This is a genomic window from Streptacidiphilus sp. P02-A3a, from assembly GCF_014084105.1.
Classification (GTDB): Bacteria; Actinomycetota; Actinomycetes; order Streptomycetales; family Streptomycetaceae; genus Streptacidiphilus.
In genome coordinates this window covers 1,786,691-1,804,330 of record NZ_CP048289.1, presented here as the reverse complement: position 1 = coordinate 1,804,330, position 17,640 = coordinate 1,786,691, and the positions used below count along the sequence as shown (strand labels likewise).

The following is a 17,640-nucleotide window of genomic DNA, read 5'->3' as shown; positions in this document are numbered from 1 at the left end:
ATCAGATCCAGCCTTCCAACGCGGTCATGAATCCGGCGAAGTCGTCCCGATGGATGGTGTGCCCGGCCTCCGGGACGGTACGCACCTCGAAGCCGCGGGCGCGCAGCAGCGCGGCCTCCTCGGCCGGGACCAGCCGGCTCGGGTCGGCGGTCAGCACCAGCGAGGGCGCCACGGCCCGCTCCGGCAGCAGCCGCCGCCCGGCGAGCGGGGTCAGCGCGGCGGCGCAGGCCCGGTCCCACACCGCCAGCGTCTCCATCTCGGTGTCCACGTCGGCCTGCTCCCAGCGCGGGTTCATCGCGGCGACCAGCGCGGGCGTGGCCCGGTCGGCGAACTCGGCGAACAGCGCCGGGTCGAAGCCCGCCCCCAGCGGGTCGAAGCGCCAGGCCGGGTCCAGGTAGACCGCGCGCCGCGGCCGCAGCCGCTCCACCGCGCCGGCCAGCGCCAGGCCGCCGAGCGAGTGGCCGACGGCCAGCTCCACCCCCGGCGGCAGGGTCTCGGCGAGGTCCTCGGCGTACCGGTGCGGCGCGTAGCGGCCGGTCTCCGCGCCGTCGGATCCCGGGTCGGGGTCCGCGTCGCGGGGGTGGGAGCCGCCGTGGCCGCGCAGGTCCACCGCGATCACCCGGTACCCCCGGTCGGCCAGCGCCGGTCCGACCCGCCGCCAGGTGCGGGAGTCGGACATGATCCCGTGGACCAGTACCGCGATCCGCTCGCCGCTGCCCCATTCCCGAGTGTTCAGCCTCACCGTGCCGGTCCTCTCGTCGCGAACGTCCGCGGTCGGCCCCGCCGCCGCGCCACCGACCATGATGGCATGCACCGAGATTACTCGTGTAACCAGGGCGTTCGCCGACCTCCCGCCCCCGCCGGGGCCCGGCTTCTGGAAGGATGTACAGCGGTATGACTCAGCAACCGGCCTCCCCGCGCACCGCACCCACCAGCGCCGACGTCGCCCGCCGCGCCGGGGTGTCCCGTGCCACGGTCTCGTACGTCCTCAACAACAGCGCCAGCGGCCGGGTCAGCGAACAGACCCGGCAGCGGGTCCGCGCCGCCGCCGCCGAACTGGGCTACGTCCCGCACGCCGCCGCGCGTTCGCTGCGCGCCGGGCACACCGGGATCGTCCTGCTCACCATGCCCGAGGTGGTCTTCGGCCCGCTGTTCAACAGCTTCCTGGGCGAACTGCGGGCCGCGCTGCGGACGTTGGGCTACCCGATCGTGATCTACGGCGACTCCGGCGGCTCCGACGCCGACGCCGCCGGGTGGGCCGAGCTGCGCCCCACGGCGGTACTGGCCGGGCTCGGCTCCGGGCTCAGCGCGCGCGGCGTGGAGCTGCTGCGCCAGTCCGGCACCCGGGCGGTGTTCACCCTCGGCGGCCAACAGGTGCCCGGCGCACACTCGCTGACACTCGATCAGCGACAGGTCGGCGCGGTGGCGGCGCGGCATCTGCTGGCCGGGGGGCACCACCGCATCGGCGCGATCGTCCCGACCGAACCCAGCCTCGCCGTCTTCGGCGAGCCGCGACTGGAGGGCCTGCGGGCCGTCTACGCCGAGCACGGCGGCCCGGGCGCGCTGGTGCAGCCGCTGCGGCTCGGCTACAGCGAACAGGATGCCGCCGAACTGGTCTCCCGCTGGCGCGAGTTGGACCTGTCCGCGCTGTTCGCCTACAACGACGAGTACGCCCTGCTGCTGCTCAGCGCCTTCCAGGACGCCGGGCTGGAGGTCCCCGGGGAGGTCGCCCTGGTCGGCGCGGACGACGTGCTGCTGGCCCGGCTCACCCGGCCCCGGCTGACCACGGTGCGGCTCGAACTGCCGGACGGGGCACGGCTGGCGGAGCTGATCGACCGGCTGATCCGGAACCCGGAGGCGCCGACCGAGAGTCACTCCGTCGGCGCCTCGCAGATCGTCGTCCGCGACTCCGGCTGACGACGCTCAGTTCTGACGGATCATCAGAAGCCGAGCTTGCGCAGCTGCTTGGGGTCGCGCTGCCAGTCCTTGGCGACCTTGACGTGCAGGTCCAGGTAGACCGGCGTGCCCAGCAGCGCCTCGATCTGCTTGCGGGCGACCGTGCCCACGTGCTTCAGCCGCGCGCCCCGGGAGCCGATCACGATGGCCTTCTGGCTCTGCCGCTCGATGTAGACGTTGGCGTGGATGTCCAGCAGCGGCCGACCCTCCGGACGCCCCTCGCGCGGCAGCATCTCCTCCACCACGACCGCCAGCGAGTGCGGCAGCTCGTCCCGGACGCCCTCCAGCGCGGCCTCGCGGATCAGCTCCGCGACCATGATCTGCTCGGGCTCGTCGGTGAGGTCGCCCTCCGGGTAGAGCAGCGGGCCCTCCGGCAGCAGCGGGACCAGCAGGTCCGCCAGCAGGTCCACCTGCTTGTCGGCGACCGCGGACACCGGGATGATCTCGGCCCACTCGAAGCCGAGCTCCACGCCCAGCTGGGAGACCGCGATCAGCTGCTCGGCGAGCTGCTTGGAGTCCACCAGGTCGGTCTTGGTCACCACCGCGACCTTGGGGGTCCGCTTGATCCCGGCCAGTTCCTTGGCGATGAACTTGTCCCCCGGACCGAGCTTCTGGTCGGCCGGGACGCAGAAGCCGATGACGTCCACCTCGGCCCAGGTCGAGCGGACCACGTCGTTCAGCCGCTCACCGAGCAGGGTGCGCGGCTTGTGCAGGCCGGGGGTGTCCACCAGGATCAGCTGCGCGTCGGGGCGGTGCACGATGCCGCGGACGGTGTGCCGGGTGGTCTGCGGGCGGTCCGAGGTGATCGCGACCTTGGTCCCGACCAGCGCGTTGGTCAACGTGGACTTGCCCGCGTTGGGCCGCCCGACGAAGCAGGCGAAGCCCGACCGGTGCGGCTGGTCCCCCTGCGGGGCGGCGTCGGCGACGGTGGCGGGCCTGGCGGACTGCTGGGTGGGGCGAGAGCTCATGCTCACCATTCTCCCCCATCCGCGGGGCGGCCCCGCCCCTGGCGGTCACTTGCCGCGCTTGAAGAGCCCGGCCAGGCCGCCGCCGACGGTGAAGACCGCCACGATGATGGAGAGCGTCAGCCAGACCGGACTCCGGTCCTCCTGCCAGTGCCCCATCCCCATGAGCACGAACAGCACCCCCGCGACGAACGCGATGCCCCCCATGCCACCCCTCCCGCCGCCAGGACGACTCGCTCTGCCTCTGCCAGGACGACGAAGGCTACTGCGCCTGGGTGACCAGCCGCAGCGCGCCGTCCGGACCGGCCAGCAGCACCGTCGTGCCCGGGCCGCCCAGGTCCCGTACCGCCGCCAGGTCCTCGTCGGTGAACTGCTCGGCCGCGCCGACCACCGCCGCCGCCTCCAGCCCCCGGGCGCCGCTGGCCACGGCCATGGCCACGGCCGTACGCAGCGCGCTGAGCCGCAGCGACTCCAGCGCGACCGTCCCGGCGACATAGGTACGGCCGGTCTCGTCACGCACGGCCGCGCCCTCGGGCACGCCGTTGCGGGCGCGGGCGGACCGCGCCAGGGTGATGATCTTCCGGTCTTCCGGGTCCAACGTGGTCTCCGGGGTAGCGCCTGCTGCCAGCTCACTCATACCCACGAGGATAAGGCCCGGGCACCGCACCGCCCCCACGAACCGGCCCACCGAACCGGCCCACCTGTAGCGTGGCCCGATGACTCAGCATCGGATCGGCGTGATGTACGACCGCGCCTGGGAGCCCGAGGGGCTGCCGGGCTTCGCGCGGGCGGTGGAGGCCCTCGGCATCGAGGAGCTGTGGGTGGTCGAGGACCTCGGCTGGACCGGCGCGATGTCCTCCGCCGCCGCGGCGCTCGGTGCCACCGACCGGCTCCGGGTGGGCATCGGGATCGCGCCCGCGCCGCTGCGCAACCCCGCGCTGCTGGCCATGGAGCTGGCCGCGCTGGCGCGGATGTTCCCGGGACGGCTGACCGCCGGGGTCGGCCATGGCGTGGGCGAGTGGATGGCCAAGGTCGGCGCCGCCGCGCGGAGTCCGCTGGCGCTGCTGGAGGAGACCCTGACGGTGGTCCGCGGGCTGCTGCGGGGCGAGCGGGTCACCCTGGACGGGCGCGAGGTGCGGGTGGACGGCGTCCAGCTGGTCCACCCGCCGGTGACCGTGCCGCCGCTGGTGGCCGGGGTGGTCCGGCCGCGCTCGCTGGAGCTGTCCGGCCGGGTCGCGGACGGCACCCTGCTGCCCGAGGGCCAGGGCCCGGACGACGTGGCGGCGGCGCTGGCGCACATCGGCAAGGGCCGGACCGGGGAGCGTCCGCACAGCCTGACCACGTTCACCTTCCTCAGCGTCGACTCGCCCGGCGCCGACCCGGCCGCCGGGCAGGCGGTGATCGCGGGCCAGGCGGCGTGGCTGGGCCGCCCGGCCGACCAGATCTTCGCCGCCTCCGGCTCGCCCGAGGCGGCCGCGGCCGCGATCCGCGCGCTGTGGGCGGCCGGGGTCGGGACGGTGGTGCTGCGCCCGCTCGGCCCGCAGCCGCTGCGGCAGCTCGCGGCGGCCCAGGCGGCCCTCCGGCAGCCCGCGGCGTAGCCAGGGCGGCCGGGCCCGGCGCGTTCGGCTCCGGACCCGGCCGCCCCTCCCCCGGGCGCCGGGTCAGCCCCGGTTGCCGTTGGTGTGCAGGCTCGCGCCGAGCGCCGCGGTCAACCGGCCGTCGGAGGTGTCGCCGTCGAGCGACCAGACCATCGTGCCCGCCAGCCCCTGCTGGTCGATGTACTGGCCCTTGAGCCAGACCGAGGCCGGGCTGTCGTAGGTGTAGAAGGTCCCGCTCGCCGCGTCGTACTTGTACGGCGCCTCGGACAGCGGGTCCCAGTAGGTCTTGCCGGGCGCGGTCACCACCTGGTTGTAGTTCGGGGTGCCGCCGCCCGCCGTCGCCGCCTGGAACAGGCCGTCGCCGTTCGGCCCGGGGGCGACGCCGGTCCACTCGTGCGCGTAGTAGGGGATGGACAGCGAGATCTGCCCGGGCCGGACGCCCTGCGACTCGTAGTACCTGACCGACTGGTCGACGCTGAACTGGTTGGCCGGCGGGTTGGGGTCGCGCGGGTCCACGTACAGCGGCGCGGAGAGGTCGGTCGGCCCGGCGGGCTCCCAACTTCCGTGGTAGTCGAAGGTCATGACGTTGAACCAGTCCACCACCTTGGCGACCTGGCGCAGTTGCAGCTGGGCCGCGAAGACCGGGTTGCCCGCCGTGTTCGCGGTCAGCAGGTAGTGCCGGTCACCGAAGCCGCCGGCGCTGAGCGCGCTCAGCTGGCTGCGGAACTCCTGCATCAGCGCGGTGTAGTCGGCGCCGTCCTGCGGGCTGTAGGGGTTGCCGTCACCCGGCTCGCCCGGGTACTCCCAGTCCACCGCGAAGCCGTCGAAGATCCCGGCCGCGGCCCCGGCGGGCAGCCCGGGGAGGTCGCCCTTGAGGTACTGGTCGATGCAGGAGGAGACGAACTTCTGCCGCCCGGCGGCGGTGGACGCCAGCGCCGAGTACTGCCCCGACCAGGCCCAGCCCCCGATCGACATCACGATCTTCAACTTCGGGTACTCCGCCTTGAGTTCGCGGAGCTGGTTGAAGTTGCCCAGGAGTGATTGCCCGGCGGCGTCCGCCTGCCCGTCCACCGCCTCGTCGGCCGCGAACGGACGCTGGTAGTCGGCCCAGCTGTCGCCGCTGTCGCAGGTGCCGTCGCTGCTGATGTCGCTGAACCCGTAGTCGAGCTCGGTGAGGTTCTTGATCTCGCCGGTGGTGACCAGGTTCTTCTCCAGGAACCCGGAGTAGATGCCCCACTGGGTGAAGTAGCCGACCAACTGCTTCGGTGCCCCGGCGGACCCGCCCGCCTGACGGGCCGACGCGGCCGGTCTCGACTGCGCCTGCGCGCTGCCCGGCGAGACCGCCAGTAGGGCCACCGCACTGACGGCGGCGGTCGCCGCGATCAGGGCACGACGCCCAGCGGCTCCGATCGAGAAGGGTGCGGACATGTGCTCTCCTCATCAAGTACCGGACATGGCAAGGGGGGAGGGCGGAACGCCGCATCTGGTCGAACCCCACGCCCCCGTGCGTTGGTATAGACCATCTAGGCGATAGGTATAGTCCAGTAGCTGACATCGGGTCAATGACCGGGAAGCTGAACAAGAAGCCCGATCGGGATGCGCGATCCCTTGACCGCAAGGTAGTAAACCTAATTAACTAGCGCGCATGTCTGACACCACTGGGCACAGCCAGCTCACCGACGGCTCATCGTCCACCGACTCGCTGCCGCCTGCCACCGGCGGAAGTTCCCGGCGGCAGGTGCTGCGGGCCGGGGCCGTCGGCGGCGTCGCGCTGGCCGCCGCCGGGACCCTGGCGACGGGCAGCGCCCAAGCCGCCGTGCTCCGCTCCGGCAGCACCGCCGCGACCGGCACCGCCACCGGGGCCGGGGCGACCGGTTCCGCGCTGCGGCCGTTCGGGCGGCACCTCAGCTTCGGCAGCGACCCCTCGCGGGAGGTGGTCGTCTCCTGGCAGGTGCCGGGCCCGGTGAACGGTCCTTTCGTCCGCATCGGCACCCGCCCCGACCAGCTGGGCTCCCGGGTGGCCGCCGAGGTGCGTCCGCTGGTCAGCCAACTCTCCTGGCAGCAGCCGGTCGAGACGGAGCCGCTGATCAAGCCGACCACGGTGACCCAGTACTACCTGCACGCCCGGCTCGACCAGCTGCTGCCCAACACCACCTACTACTACGTCGTGGGCCACCAGGGCTACGACCCGGCCTCGGCGCACGGGCAGCTCGCCGGGATGGCCAGCTTCCGCACCGCCCCCTCGGCCGAGCGCGGCGGCGCCTTCACCTTCACCGCCTTCGGCGACCAGGGCGTCGGCTACAACGCGGTGGCCAACGGCAACCTGATCGCGGGCCTCAACCCGGCCTTCCACGTGCACATGGGCGACCTGTCGTACGCCAACAGCGACGGCGGCGGGGACACCACCGACTCGTACGACGCCCGGCTATGGGACTCCTTCTTCGTGCAGAACGAGCCGATCGCCTCGCGGATCCCGTGGATGATGGCGATCGGCAACCACGAGATGGAGGCCTGGTACTCGCCGGACGGCTACGGCGGGGTGCGCGCCCGGTTCAGCATGCCGGACAACGCCTGGGACCAGTCCACCGGCATCTACTCCTGGCGCTACCAGAACGTGGGCCTGATCAGCCTGGACGGCAACGACGTCTGCTACAACACCCCGGCCAACCTCGACTACACCAAGGGCAGGCAACTGGCCTGGCTGGAACGCCGGTTGGCGGCCTTCCGGGCCGACCCCAGCATCGACTTCACGGTCGTCTACCTGCACCAGTGCACCTACACCAGCTGCGCCGACAACGGGGCCGAACTGGGCGCGCAGCAGCAGTGGGCGCCGCTGTTCGACACGTACCAGGTGGACCTGGTGCTCAGCGGGCACAACCACATCTACGAGCGGACCGACCCGATCCGCGCCGGGAAGCCCACCCGCCGGGTCGACTCCGGCGGCACCGTCGACCCGGTGCGGGACGGCACCACCTACGTGGTGGCGGGCGGCGGCGGGGACGACATCTACTCGTTCCCGGTCTCGGACAGCTACCTCGGCCACGAGACGCCGAACGACACGCCGGTGCCGATGGTGGTCTGCGAACCCGACGGGAACAACGAGACCGTCCAGGTCGAGTGGTCCAGGGTCCGCTACACCGGCTACTGCCTGCTGGCCGTGGACGTCACCCCGGCCGCGCCCGGACGCCCGGCCACGCTGTCGGTCCGCTCGCTGGTCGAGGACGGCACCGCCGTGGACCGGTTCACCGTACGCCGCAGCTGACGCCGCCGGTGCCGGACCCCGCCGGGACCGACGGCGCGGTCCAGCACCGGACTTGACCAGGCGTCACCTCACCGGGCCAACCGGCGGATCGCCAACTCGGCCAGCAGGGTGGCCCCGTCGGCCAGGACCGAGTCGTCGAAGGCGGCCTGCGGGGCGTGGTTGTCCGGGGCGGTGGCCGGGTCGAGCCCGGGCACGCAGGCGCCGAGGAAGAAGTAGGCGGAGGGGATCCGCTCGGCGACGAAGGAGAAGTCCTCCGCCCCGGCCTCGGGCTGAGGCATGGTCAGCACCCGCTCCGGGCCCAGCAGTTCGCGGGCGACGTCGGCGGCGAACTCGGCCTCGGCGACGTTGTTGACGGTCGGCGGGTAGACGTCGGTGAAGACCGCGTCCGCCTCCAGGCCGTGGGCCTCGGCGATGCCGCGCACCAGCCGCAGCGACTCCGCCCGTACCCGGTCGCGCGCCTGTGGCGAGAAGGAGCGGACCGTCGCCTCGAAGAACGCGTCACCCGGGATCACGTTGTTCACCGTGCCCGCGTGCAGGGTGCCGACGGTGACCACCACCGGGTCGAAGGCGTCGAACCGCCGGGTGACCATGGTCTGCAACGCCAGCACCGCCTCGCAGGCCGCCGGTATCGGGTCGAGCGCGGAGTGCGGGGCCGAGCCGTGGCCGCCGCGACCGCGCAGGGTCACCGTCAGCGTGTCGGCGGCGGCCATGATCGGGCCGGGGCGGCCCGCGACCGCGCCGCGCGGGTAGGTCGCGGCGGTGACGTGCAGCGCGTAGGCGGCCACCGGCGGCGTACCGGCCGCCTCCAGCAGGCCCTCGTCCAGCATCACCCGGGCCCCGGCCAGGCCCTCCTCCCCCGGCTGGAACATGAACACCACGGTGCCGGGCAGTTCGTCGCGGCGCTCGGCCAGCAGCCGGGCGGCGCCGACCAGCCCGGCCACATGCAGGTCGTGACCGCAGGCGTGCATCACCCCGGGGAACCGCGAGGCGTACGGCAGGCCGCTGGTCTCCTGCACCGGCAGCGCGTCCATGTCGCCGCGCAGCAGCACCACCGGGCCCGGACGCCCACCGCGCAGCACCGCCGTCACCGAGCTCAGCTTCTCCCCCAGCGTGAGCTCCAACGGCAGCCCCCGCAACGCCGCCAACACCTTCGCCTGGGTCAACGGCAACTCCAGACCGATCTCCGGCTCCCGGTGCACCGCCCGACGCAACTCCACCAACTCGGACTGGAGCAGGTCGGCGGACTCACGCAGGGTGGGGGTCGTGGTCATGGCGGTCTCCAGCTTCGTCGCGGGGCGCCGGGGCGCGGTGGCCGGGGCGGGATCGGTCGAGCGGACAAGATCTACCAGCAGAGCGCCGCACAGTCACCCCCCGGAGGGGGGTCACCCCGGCAGCGGGCGGTCTACGCTGGTCAGCGATGAGCGCGCACCGCAGGCTTCCGCCGCCGCAGCCGTCCGCCCCCGGGGCCGAGCCGTGATCGACGAGCTGGACCTGGCCCTGGTGGACGCGCTGCGGGTGGATCCGCGCGCGCCGTGGTCCCGGCTGGCCGGACCGCTGGGGGTGGATCCGGCGACGCTGTCCCGCCGCTGGGCGCGGCTGGCGGCGGCCGGTGAGGCCTGGGTGACCTGCTACCCGTCGACCGACCGGCTCGGCTACGGGGTGACCGCCCTGGTCGAGGTGGAATGCCAGGCGAACCGGGTCGCGGAGGTCGCCGCGCGGCTGGCCAGGGACCCGCAGACGGCCTCGATCGAGGTGGTGACCGGCGGCGCGGACCTGCTGCTGACCGTGGGCGCGACCGAACGGTCGCTGCTGACCCGCTATGTGCTGGACCGGGTCGGCACGCTGCCCGGGGTGCTCCGCACCCGCACCTCGCTGGTGGAACGCACCGTCCGGGAGGGCAGCCGCTGGCGCGACGGCGCCCTGGACACCGGGCAGCGCGCGGCCATCGCCGGGGCACCGCAGTCGGCCGCCCCGGGGCCGGGGCGCACCGCCGCCGGAGCGCAGATCGTGGCCGACCGCTCACTGCTGCTGGCGCTGGGCCAGGACGGCCGGATGCCGTACGCGGAGCTGGCCGAGCGCACCGGCCTGCCCGCGTCCACCGTCCGCCGACGGCTGGCGGAACTGCGCGACTCCGGACGGCTGGTGCTGCGCTGCGACGCCTCGCCGAGGCTGACCGGGCACCCGATCCACGTGCTGCTGTGGCTGGACCTCCCGGCCGACCGGCTGGAGGCCGCCGCCGCCTGGTTCGCGGCGCTGCCGCAGACCCGGATGTGCGCGGTCACCCTGGGCGCGGCGAACCTGGTCGCCTACCTGATGGTGCGGCAGACCGAGGACGTCCGCCGCCTGGAGGTCGAGCTGGGCCGGATCGCCCCCGGAGTCCGGGTCCGCGAGCGGCAGTTGACCGTACGCCTGGTGAAGCTGGTCGGCCACCTGGTCGACCGCGACGGGCGGAGCTGCGGCTACGTGCCGCTGGACCCGTGGGCGGCCCGGGCCGACTGAGGTTCCGGGCCGGTGCAACCCGCCGCGGGTGATCGGGAGTACTTAGGGGCGAAGGGGGAAACACCCCGCAGTTCGAGTGCGCGGCCAACCCGGTCGGCGAGCCGATGGCCTGGGGCGGCGCGGGCGACTACCCGCTGGACGGGACCACCCCGGCCGGCTCCCGGGTCCGCACGTACGCGTTCGTCGTCCCGGTCAACCTGAGCGAGCGCTCGGTGAACGAGTACGACGCGCAGCACCACCTGATCGACCATCAGGACCTGTGACCCGGGATCAGTTCTCCCGCGCGAGCCGCCCCAGGGCCAGGGCGGCGAGCAGCGCGGCCCCGGAGGCCAGTACCGCGTCGTCGAAGGCCGCCTCCGGCGAGTGGTTGTAGGCCGCGCTGAACGGGTCGCGGTCGGGCGGGCAGGCGCCCAGCATCAGGTAGGCGGCGGGCACCAGCTCACCGATGACGGCGAAGTCCTCGGATCCGGCGACGGCGTGCGGCATCTCGACGTAACGGTCCGCGCCCAGGAGCTCACGTGCGGTGGCGGCGGCGAAGGCGGCCTCGCCGTGGTCGTTGACGGTGACCGGGTAGCCCTCCTTGACCGCCGCCTCGACGGTGAGCCCGTGGGCCGCGCCGACGCCGCGCACCACCCGCAGCACCTCCTCCAGCACCCGGTCCCGGGCCTCGGGCGAGAAGGAGCGGATGGTCGCGGCGAACTCCGCGGTGTCCGGGATGACGTTGTTGACGCTCCCGGCGTGGAAGCTGCCGACGGTGACCACCACCGGGTCGAAGGCGTCGAACCGCCGGGTGACCATGGTCTGAAGGGCGGTGACCGCCTCGCAGGCGGCCGGGATCGGGTCCAGCGCCGAGTGCGGGCTGGACCCGTGGCCGCCGCGCCCGCGCATGGTGACCCGCAGCGAGTCGGCGGCGGCCATGACCGGACCGGGACGGGTGGCCACCCAGCCGTGCGGGAGCAGCGCGGCGCCGACGTGCAGCGCGTAGGCGGCGACCGGGGCGCTGCCCGCGACGTCCAGCAGGCCCTCCTCCACCATCAGCCGGGCCCCGCCGTCGCCCTCCTCCCCCGGCTGGAACATGAACACCACGGTGCCGGGCAGTTCGTCGCGGCGCTCGGCCAGCAGCCGGGCGGCGCCGACCAGCCCGGCCACATGCAGGTCGTGGCCGCAGGCGTGCATCACCCCGGGGATCCGCGAGGCGTACGGCAGGCCGCTGGTCTCCTGCACCGGCAGCGCGTCCATGTCGGCCCGCAGCAGCACCACCGGGCCCGGACGCCCACCGCGCAGCACCGCCGTCACCGAACTCAGCTTCTCCCCCAGCGTGAGCTCCAACGGCAGCCCCCGCAACGCCGCCAACACCTTCGCCTGGGTCAACGGCAACTCCAGACCGATCTCCGGCTCCCGGTGCACCGCCCGACGCAACTCCACCAACTCGGACTGGAGCAGGTCGGCGGACTGGCGGAGACTCGCGATGTCGGTCATGGGGCTTCTCCTCACGGCTGCGTTTTCGGGCACATCCTCGCCCGGCGGTCGGCCGGGACCGGGGATCTGCACGAATCCGCCGCCCCGGTCGCGAGCGGCGCACGGATCCGCCGCCCGCGACCGGGGCGCCCGCTCAGTCGTCCTCGGGGTGCTGCCCGGCCCGGTCCGCCTGCCGCTCAGCCGCGTGCCGCTCAGCGTGCCGGTCCGAAGCGTGCCGGTCGGAGCCGTGCCGCTCGGAGCCGTGCCGGTCGGAGCCGTTGCCGCCGCTGTCCTCCTCCGGGTCGCGACGGCCGCCGCGCCCCCGGCGCTCGCGCCGGACCGGCTCGGCCAGCAGCGTGCCGATCCGGTTGCGGCGGCCCGCCGTGCTCTCCGCGGTGAGCCGGATCGCGGCGATCGGCAGGTCCTCCTCCGGCACCGGCACCTCCGCGCCCGAACCCGGGATCGGCACCCGGCCCAGGGCCTTGGCGAGCAGCCCGCCGACGGTGTCGACGTCCTCGTCGTCCAGCTCGATGCCGAACAGCTCGCCCAGTTCCTCCACCGGCAGCCGCGCGGTGATCCGGAACGCGCCGTCCGCCAGGATCTCCACCGGCGGGGCCTCCCGGTCGTACTCGTCGGTGATCTCGCCGACGATCTCCTCCAGGATGTCCTCGATGGTGACCAGCCCGGCCGTGCCGCCGTACTCGTCGATGACGACGGCGACGTGGATCCGGTCCCGCTGCATCTCCCGCAGCAGGTCCGCGGCGGGCTTGCTGTCCGGGACGTAGGTGGCCTGCCGCATCACCTCGCCGACCGGGTCGGACTCCGACTCGCGGTTGACGTGGGTGCGCCGCACCAGGTCCTTCAGGTAGACGATGCCGACCACGTCGTCCTCGTTCTCGCCGACCACCGGCATCCGGGAGAAGCCGCTGCGCAGCGCGAGCGTCAGCGCCTGCCGGACGGTCTTGCCGCGCTCGACCATCACCAGGTCGGTGCGGGGCACCATCACCTCGCGGACGATGGTGTCGCCGAGCTCGAAGACCGAGTGCACCATGCGGCGCTCCTCGTCCTCGATCAGCGAGTCCTGCTCGGCGAGGTCCACCAGCGCCCGCAGCTCCGCCTCCGAGGCGAAGGGGCCCTCGCGGAAGCCCTTGCCCGGGGTGAGCGCGTTGCCGAGCAGGATCAGCAGCCGCGGGATCGGGCCGAGGATCCGGTTCAGCGGCAGCAGCACCACGGACGAGGCGGTGGCCACGTTCATCGGGTGCTGGCGGCCGATGGTGCGCGGCGAGACGCCCACGGCCACGTAGGACACCAGCACCATGGCGCCGATGGCGACCAGTACCGCCTGCCAGGTCTGGTGCAGCGAGCGCACGCAGACCACAGTCACCAGGACGGCGGCGGCCATCTCGCAGGTGACCCGGATCAGGGTGGCCAGGTTCAGGAAGCGGATGGGGTCCTGGGCCAGGGCCAGCATCCGCTCGGCGCCCCGGCGGCCGTTCCGGACGGCCTCCTCGGCGCGGAAGCGGGACACCCGGGAGATGCCCGCCTCCGCGCATGCCGCCAGCCATGCGAAAACCACCAGCACGACCGCGATGACGAGGAAGCCGGTACTACTGCCACTCATCTCGGACTACCGCTCTTCGGATCGCCGCTCACCGGATCGCCACTCACCGGACTGCCGCTCACCGGGTGGTGGGGGCCGGGGAGGGGCCGGTCTCGCCGCGCTCCGCGCGCCAGTCGTCCAGGATCCGCTTCTGCAGGCCGAACATCTCCTGCTCCTCCTCCGGGTCCTCGTGGTCGTAGCCGAGGACGTGCAGCACCCCGTGGACGGTGAGCAGCTGTAGCTCGGCGTCCATGGAGTGGCCGTTGGCCGCGCCCTGCGCGGTGGCGACCTCGGGACAGAGCACGATGTCGCCGAGCAGCCCCTGCGGCAGCTCCTCGTCCTCCTTGCCGGGACGCAGTTCGTCCATGGGGAAGGACATCACGTCCGTCGGCCCGGGCAGGTCCATCCACTGGACGTGCAGCGCCTCCATCGCCTCGGCGTCGACGACGATCACGGACAGCTCGGAGAGCGGGTGGATGCGCATCCGGTCCAGGGCGAAGCGGGCGACGTCCAGGATGGCCTGCTCGTCCACCTCCGTGCCGGACTCGTTGTTGATGTCGATCGACATGGGGAAGTGGGATCTCAGCTTTCGGTGTGTCGGGGCTGGCGCGGGGCACGGGTGCCGTGTTCCCGCGCGGTCTGCTTCTGATTGTCCCGGGCCTGCCCCTGGGTGTGCCCCTGGGCCTGGCTCTGGGTGCGGGCGTCGTACTCGCCGTAGGCGTCCACGATCTTCCCGACCAGCTTGTGCCGGACGACGTCCTGGCTGGTCAGGCGGCTGAAGTGGATGTCCTCCACCTCGTGCAGGATGTCCTGGACGACCTTGAGCCCACTGGTGGTACCCCCCGGCAGGTCGATCTGGGTGACGTCGCCGGTGACCACGATCTTGGAGTTGAACCCGAGCCGGGTCAGGAACATCTTCATCTGCTCGGCGCTGGTGTTCTGCGCCTCGTCCAGGATGATGAAGGCGTCATTCAGCGTGTTGTGCGTCAGCAGGTAGTTCTCGGTGACATACAGCGAGTCAGCGGCCGCGACCTGGATGCACACCGCCTCCTCCCGACCGGCGGGCTCGATGCTGTCGATGAAGCGCATCGGACGCCCACCGCCACCCGACGCGTGGTACTTCTCCGCCTTGCGGCTGAGCCGGAAGGGCTGCACGCCTTCCGGGAGGCGGATGTCGACGACATGGGCGTCGTAGCGGTGGTGTACGTCGCGCCCATCCGCCCTGCCCGGCGGACGCCCCAACGCGCTCCTACGACGGCTGTAGGCGACGCCGCCCAGCGACTGCACCAACGCGATGACGTCATCACGGAGCACGATCGACGTCGTCGAGTACTGGATCCGGCACGTGCGGTCGGCCTGGGCCACGGGCCCGCCGTCGGCGTCGAGAAGTCCCTGGAGCAGGGCCAGCCTCACCTCCGCCGAGTTGCGCAGGTAGACCTCCGGCACGAACTTCGAGTGCGACCGGCTGCCGAGCAGGTCCAGGGCGCGCAGTACCCGGGTGACCGGGTTCTCCGTCGTCATGAGGTCACCCGGTTGCTTCGGACGACTCAGCGTGTAGTCCACCCGGCCCTTCCACCGCACCTCGATGCCGGGCAGTGCCGCCCCGAGAGCGGTGGCGAGCTCGGGATCAGCGGTGGCGAACGTTGGTGTACTGGAGCCGGTCAGGCAGCCGTCGCCGAGCAGCAGGCCCAGGGCGTAGGGATCCATCGGAACCTCACGCTCCGGATGGCATACCGGTCCGCTCAGCAGCGGCAGCTCGTAGCGGCGGGCGTGAGCCGCACGAAGACTCCCGATCATCTCCTTGGTCTCCAGCACCCGCCACGGCTTGTCACGTCGGCGGTCCGCCGCGGTCCTGACGGTCCAGAGGTGCTCCCCGCAGCAGAGTGTCCAGGAGCCGTCCTGAGCGGTGACCCGGTAGATGTCCTTCTCGCCCTGCGGGTAGACGCCCAGGACCGGGGTCGGCTTCCCATCGGAGCCGACCACCAGGTCACCCACCTGGAGGTCGCCGATCGGACGGAAGCCGTCCGGTGTAAGCACCTTGGTGAACACCGGTTGGGCCCGACCGCGCATGTAGGCCAGCGGGGCCACCTCGATCGTGCCGGCGGCCATCAGCCGGGGGATCGAGTCCGGGTCGATCATGTCGTGCAGCGCGTCGTACAGCGGGCGCAGGTACGGGTCGATCTTCTCGTAGAGGGTCCCCGGCAGGAAGCCGAGCCGCTCCCCGGCCTCGACCGCCGGACGGGTCAGGATGATCCGGGTGACCTGCTTGGCCTGGAGCGCCTGCACCGCCTTGGCCATCGCCAGGTAGGTCTTGCCGGTACCGGCCGGGCCGATGCCGAAGACGATGGTGTGCCGGTCGATGGCGTCGACGTAGTTCTGCTGGTTGAGCGTCTTCGGCCGGATCGAGCGTCCCCGGTTGGACAGGATGTTGGCGGTGAACACCGTGGACGGGCTGGTCGAGGCCTCGGGGCTGGTCGGGTCCTGCTCCGCCTTGCGGAGCATCGCGATGGACCGCTCCACCGCGTCCTCGGTCAGCGGCTGGCCGGTGCGCAGCACCAGCATCATCTCGTCGAAGAGCCGCTGGACCAGCCGGATCCCGGCCTTGTCGCCGGTGGCGGTGACCTCGTTGCCCCGGGCGTGGATGTCGAGGCCGGGGAAGGCCCGCTCGATCACCTTGAGGAGCGAGTCCCCGGTCCCGAGGACGGTCACCATCGGGTGGTTCGCCGGAATGACGATCTTCGCCTGGACTGTCCCGGCGGCGCCGGAGCGGTGTGCGGGGGCGCCTGCGGCGGCGCTGCGCGCGTCGTGATTCGTGGAAGTCATGGGTCGGCGCTGGGGCCTGCCTCATCCCATCTCGGTAGGGTCCGCCGGGCTCTCGGCCACGGTGAGTCCAGGGTACGACGGACGGTAGGGCCAGTGGCAACGATGGTCCGCCCGGGAACGGGGGTGACGCCAGCGGTTTTCGCCGCTGTTCATCTCGGTTCCGCTCCCGGCCGGACCGCGCGGCGCGGCGGCAGCGGGACCCGGAGCAGGTCCTCGGCGAGTACCAGGTCGCCGTCGAAGTGCCGCCGGGCCTCGGCCAGGTGCCCGGCCAGGTCGGGGTAGCGCTGGGAGAAGTGGGTCAGCACCAGCGTGCCGACCCCGGCCTCGGCCGCCACCCGGGCCGCCTGGGCGGCGGTCAGGTGGCCGTGCTCCTCGGCCAGCGCGGCCTCGGACTCCAGGAAGGTCGCCTCCACCACCAGCAGGTCCACCCCCTCGGCCAGCTCGGCCACGCCCGGGCAGAGCCGGGTGTCCATCACGAACGCCGCGCTCTGCCCCGGGCGCTCGACGCTGACCTCGGCCAGGGTCACCGTGCGGCCGTCCGGGGCGGTGACCGCGCCGCGCCGCTGTAGCTCGCCGACCAGCGGCCCGGCGACGCCGCGCGCGGCCAGCCGCTCGGGCAGCAGCCGTCGGCCGTCCGGCTCGGTCAGCCGGTAGCCGAAGGACTCCACCGGGTGCGACAGCCGGACCGCGCGCAGCCCGAACGGCGCTCCGGCGGCCTCGATCGCGCCGGAGTCCGCGATCGGGTCCGGCAGCAGCTCCACCGTCTCGTGGAAGGCGCTGGCGTGCCGCAGCCGCTCGAAGTAGACCTGCCCGGAGGCCGGGTAGTGGACGGTGAACGGGTGCGGCGGCCGGTCCAGGTTGATCCGCTGGACGATCCCGGGCAGGCCCAGGCAGTGGTCGCCGTGGAAGTGGGTGACGCAGACGTGAGTGATGGCGCCGGCGCTGACCCCGGCGTACAGCAGTTGCCGCTGGGTGCCCTCGCCCGGGTCGAACAGCAGGCCCTCGCCGTCCCACAGCAGCAGGTAGCCGTTGTGGTTGCGGTGCCGGGTGGGGACCTGGCTGGCCGTCCCGAGCACCACCAGTTCGCGCTGCGACACCCGCTACACCAGCTTCTCGCGCAGCCCGTCGCCGCCGCCGAGGACGTGCGCGTGCGCGTGGAAGACCGTCTGCCCGGCACCGGCGCCGGTGTTGAAGATCAGCCGGTAGCCGCTGCCGCCGGTGCTCTCGGCGATCTTCTCGTCCTCGGCGACCCGCCCGGCCTCCGCCAGCACCGCCCCGGCCAGCGCCGGATCGGCGTCGGCGAGCGCCACCGCGTTCGGGTAGTGCGCCTTCGGGATGACCAGCACGTGCGTCGGGGCCTGCGGGTTTATGTCGCGGAAGGCGAGGGTGTGCTCGGTCTCGCGGACGACCGTCGCCGGGATCCCGCCCGCCACGATCCTGCAGAACAGGCAGTCCGCCTGCGGCTCTCCGGACACGTCG

Annotated in this window: 17 protein-coding genes; 5 read left to right on the top strand and 12 right to left on the bottom strand. The window is 72.9% G+C overall.

Translation table 11 applies throughout. From position 1 onward, the window contains the following. Window position 1: 1 nt before the first annotated feature. The gene (locus tag GXP74_RS08210) at window positions 2–742 is read right to left on the bottom strand and encodes an alpha/beta fold hydrolase (RefSeq protein ID WP_182450733.1); all 741 of its coding nucleotides are present in this window, start codon (window positions 740–742) and stop codon (window positions 2–4) included. Window positions 743–894: 152 nt separating this feature from the next. Between GXP74_RS08210 and GXP74_RS08205 the strand changes: the two genes are divergently transcribed. Further along, entirely contained in the window at window positions 895–1,917 is a 1,023-nt protein-coding gene (locus GXP74_RS08205) for a LacI family DNA-binding transcriptional regulator (RefSeq protein ID WP_182450732.1), read from the top strand. A gap of 23 nt (window positions 1,918–1,940) precedes the next feature. Here GXP74_RS08205 and era read toward each other — a convergent pair whose 3' ends face one another. From era to GXP74_RS08190, 3 genes are read right to left on the bottom strand one after another with little or no spacing between them, the layout of a single operon-like run. Continuing rightward, window positions 1,941–2,933: a GTPase Era gene (gene era / locus GXP74_RS08200; protein WP_182450731.1), complete on the bottom strand. Its 993-nt coding sequence runs from the start codon at window positions 2,931–2,933 to the stop codon at window positions 1,941–1,943. A gap of 36 nt (window positions 2,934–2,969) precedes the next feature. After that, the gene (locus tag GXP74_RS08195; RefSeq protein ID WP_182450730.1) at window positions 2,970–3,128 is read right to left on the bottom strand and encodes a hypothetical protein; all 159 of its coding nucleotides are present in this window, start codon (window positions 3,126–3,128) and stop codon (window positions 2,970–2,972) included. A gap of 55 nt (window positions 3,129–3,183) precedes the next feature. Continuing rightward, window positions 3,184–3,558, bottom strand: coding sequence for a cytidine deaminase (locus tag GXP74_RS08190; protein ID WP_182450729.1), 375 nt, complete (start codon window positions 3,556–3,558; stop codon window positions 3,184–3,186). A gap of 79 nt (window positions 3,559–3,637) precedes the next feature. Between GXP74_RS08190 and GXP74_RS08185 the strand changes: the two genes are divergently transcribed. Further along, entirely contained in the window at window positions 3,638–4,519 is an 882-nt protein-coding gene (locus GXP74_RS08185) for an LLM class flavin-dependent oxidoreductase (protein WP_182450728.1), read from the top strand. Between the two features lie 63 nt (window positions 4,520–4,582). On the opposite strand, the gene GXP74_RS08180 is transcribed toward GXP74_RS08185, so the two are convergent. Then, entirely contained in the window at window positions 4,583–5,947 is a 1,365-nt protein-coding gene (locus GXP74_RS08180) for a glycoside hydrolase family 18 protein (RefSeq protein ID WP_182450727.1), read from the bottom strand. Between the two features lie 217 nt (window positions 5,948–6,164). Between GXP74_RS08180 and GXP74_RS08175 the strand changes: the two genes are divergently transcribed. After that, complete coding sequence (locus GXP74_RS08175; RefSeq protein ID WP_182450726.1) at window positions 6,165–7,781, top strand: metallophosphoesterase family protein; 1,617 nt, start codon at window positions 6,165–6,167, stop codon at window positions 7,779–7,781. A 68-nt stretch (window positions 7,782–7,849) separates the two neighbouring features. Here the strand turns inward: GXP74_RS08175 and GXP74_RS08170 are convergent, their stop codons facing one another. After that, window positions 7,850–9,052 carry a M20 family metallopeptidase gene (locus tag GXP74_RS08170; RefSeq protein ID WP_182450725.1) on the bottom strand — a complete coding sequence of 401 codons (1,203 nt, stop codon included), beginning with the start codon at window positions 9,050–9,052 and terminating at the stop codon, window positions 7,850–7,852. Window positions 9,053–9,254: 202 nt separating this feature from the next. Here GXP74_RS08170 and GXP74_RS08165 point away from each other — a divergent pair, with 202 nt between their 5' ends. Continuing rightward, window positions 9,255–10,280, top strand: a complete 1,026-nt coding sequence (locus tag GXP74_RS08165) for an Lrp/AsnC family transcriptional regulator (RefSeq protein ID WP_182450724.1) — start codon at window positions 9,255–9,257, stop codon at window positions 10,278–10,280. Between the two features lie 104 nt (window positions 10,281–10,384). Next, on the top strand, window positions 10,385–10,543 hold the full coding sequence (locus GXP74_RS08160) for a hypothetical protein (protein WP_182450723.1): 159 nt from the start codon (window positions 10,385–10,387) through the stop codon (window positions 10,541–10,543). 7 nt (window positions 10,544–10,550) lie between these two features. On the opposite strand, the gene GXP74_RS08155 is transcribed toward GXP74_RS08160, so the two are convergent. The 6 genes from GXP74_RS08155 to GXP74_RS08130 all read right to left on the bottom strand — a co-directional run bounded on the left by GXP74_RS08155 (window position 10,551) and on the right by GXP74_RS08130 (window position 17,636). Further along, on the bottom strand, window positions 10,551–11,759 hold the full coding sequence (locus GXP74_RS08155) for a M20 family metallopeptidase (RefSeq protein ID WP_182450722.1): 1,209 nt from the start codon (window positions 11,757–11,759) through the stop codon (window positions 10,551–10,553). Between the two features lie 133 nt (window positions 11,760–11,892). Then, window positions 11,893–13,359, bottom strand: coding sequence for a hemolysin family protein (locus tag GXP74_RS08150; RefSeq protein WP_182450721.1), 1,467 nt, complete (start codon window positions 13,357–13,359; stop codon window positions 11,893–11,895). A 58-nt stretch (window positions 13,360–13,417) separates the two neighbouring features. Then, window positions 13,418–13,906: an rRNA maturation RNase YbeY gene (gene ybeY, locus GXP74_RS08145; RefSeq protein ID WP_182450720.1), complete on the bottom strand. Its 489-nt coding sequence runs from the start codon at window positions 13,904–13,906 to the stop codon at window positions 13,418–13,420. Window positions 13,907–13,920: 14 nt separating this feature from the next. After that, window positions 13,921–16,050, bottom strand: a complete 2,130-nt coding sequence (locus GXP74_RS08140) for a PhoH family protein (RefSeq protein ID WP_182456280.1) — start codon at window positions 16,048–16,050, stop codon at window positions 13,921–13,923. A 260-nt stretch (window positions 16,051–16,310) separates the two neighbouring features. Next, entirely contained in the window at window positions 16,311–17,258 is a 948-nt protein-coding gene (locus GXP74_RS08135; RefSeq protein ID WP_182450719.1) for a ribonuclease Z, read from the bottom strand. A gap of 3 nt (window positions 17,259–17,261) precedes the next feature. Then, on the bottom strand, window positions 17,262–17,636 hold the full coding sequence (locus GXP74_RS08130; RefSeq protein ID WP_182450718.1) for a histidine triad nucleotide-binding protein: 375 nt from the start codon (window positions 17,634–17,636) through the stop codon (window positions 17,262–17,264). Between the last annotated feature and the right edge of the window lie 4 nt (window positions 17,637–17,640).

Excerpts from the sequence above, each read along its gene's own strand:
- GXP74_RS08205 (WP_182450732.1), top strand. The coding sequence starts at position 895 with ATGACTCAGCAACCGGCCTCCCCGCGCACCGCACCCACCAGCGCCGAC.
- era (WP_182450731.1), bottom strand. The coding sequence starts at position 2,933 with ATGGTGAGCATGAGCTCTCGCCCCACCCAGCAGTCCGCCAGGCCCGCC.
- GXP74_RS08195 (WP_182450730.1), bottom strand. The coding sequence starts at position 3,128 with ATGGGGGGCATCGCGTTCGTCGCGGGGGTGCTGTTCGTGCTCATGGGG.
- GXP74_RS08190 (WP_182450729.1), bottom strand. The coding sequence starts at position 3,558 with ATGAGTGAGCTGGCAGCAGGCGCTACCCCGGAGACCACGTTGGACCCG.
- GXP74_RS08185 (WP_182450728.1), top strand. The coding sequence starts at position 3,638 with ATGACTCAGCATCGGATCGGCGTGATGTACGACCGCGCCTGGGAGCCC.
- GXP74_RS08180 (WP_182450727.1), bottom strand. The coding sequence starts at position 5,947 with ATGTCCGCACCCTTCTCGATCGGAGCCGCTGGGCGTCGTGCCCTGATC.
- GXP74_RS08175 (WP_182450726.1), top strand. The coding sequence starts at position 6,165 with ATGTCTGACACCACTGGGCACAGCCAGCTCACCGACGGCTCATCGTCC.
- GXP74_RS08170 (WP_182450725.1), bottom strand. The coding sequence starts at position 9,052 with ATGACCACGACCCCCACCCTGCGTGAGTCCGCCGACCTGCTCCAGTCC.
- GXP74_RS08160 (WP_182450723.1), top strand. The coding sequence starts at position 10,385 with ATGGCCTGGGGCGGCGCGGGCGACTACCCGCTGGACGGGACCACCCCG.
- GXP74_RS08155 (WP_182450722.1), bottom strand. The coding sequence starts at position 11,759 with ATGACCGACATCGCGAGTCTCCGCCAGTCCGCCGACCTGCTCCAGTCC.
- GXP74_RS08150 (WP_182450721.1), bottom strand. The coding sequence starts at position 13,359 with ATGAGTGGCAGTAGTACCGGCTTCCTCGTCATCGCGGTCGTGCTGGTG.
- ybeY (WP_182450720.1), bottom strand. The coding sequence starts at position 13,906 with ATGTCGATCGACATCAACAACGAGTCCGGCACGGAGGTGGACGAGCAG.
- GXP74_RS08140 (WP_182456280.1), bottom strand. The coding sequence starts at position 16,050 with ATGGTGACCGTCCTCGGGACCGGGGACTCGCTCCTCAAGGTGATCGAG.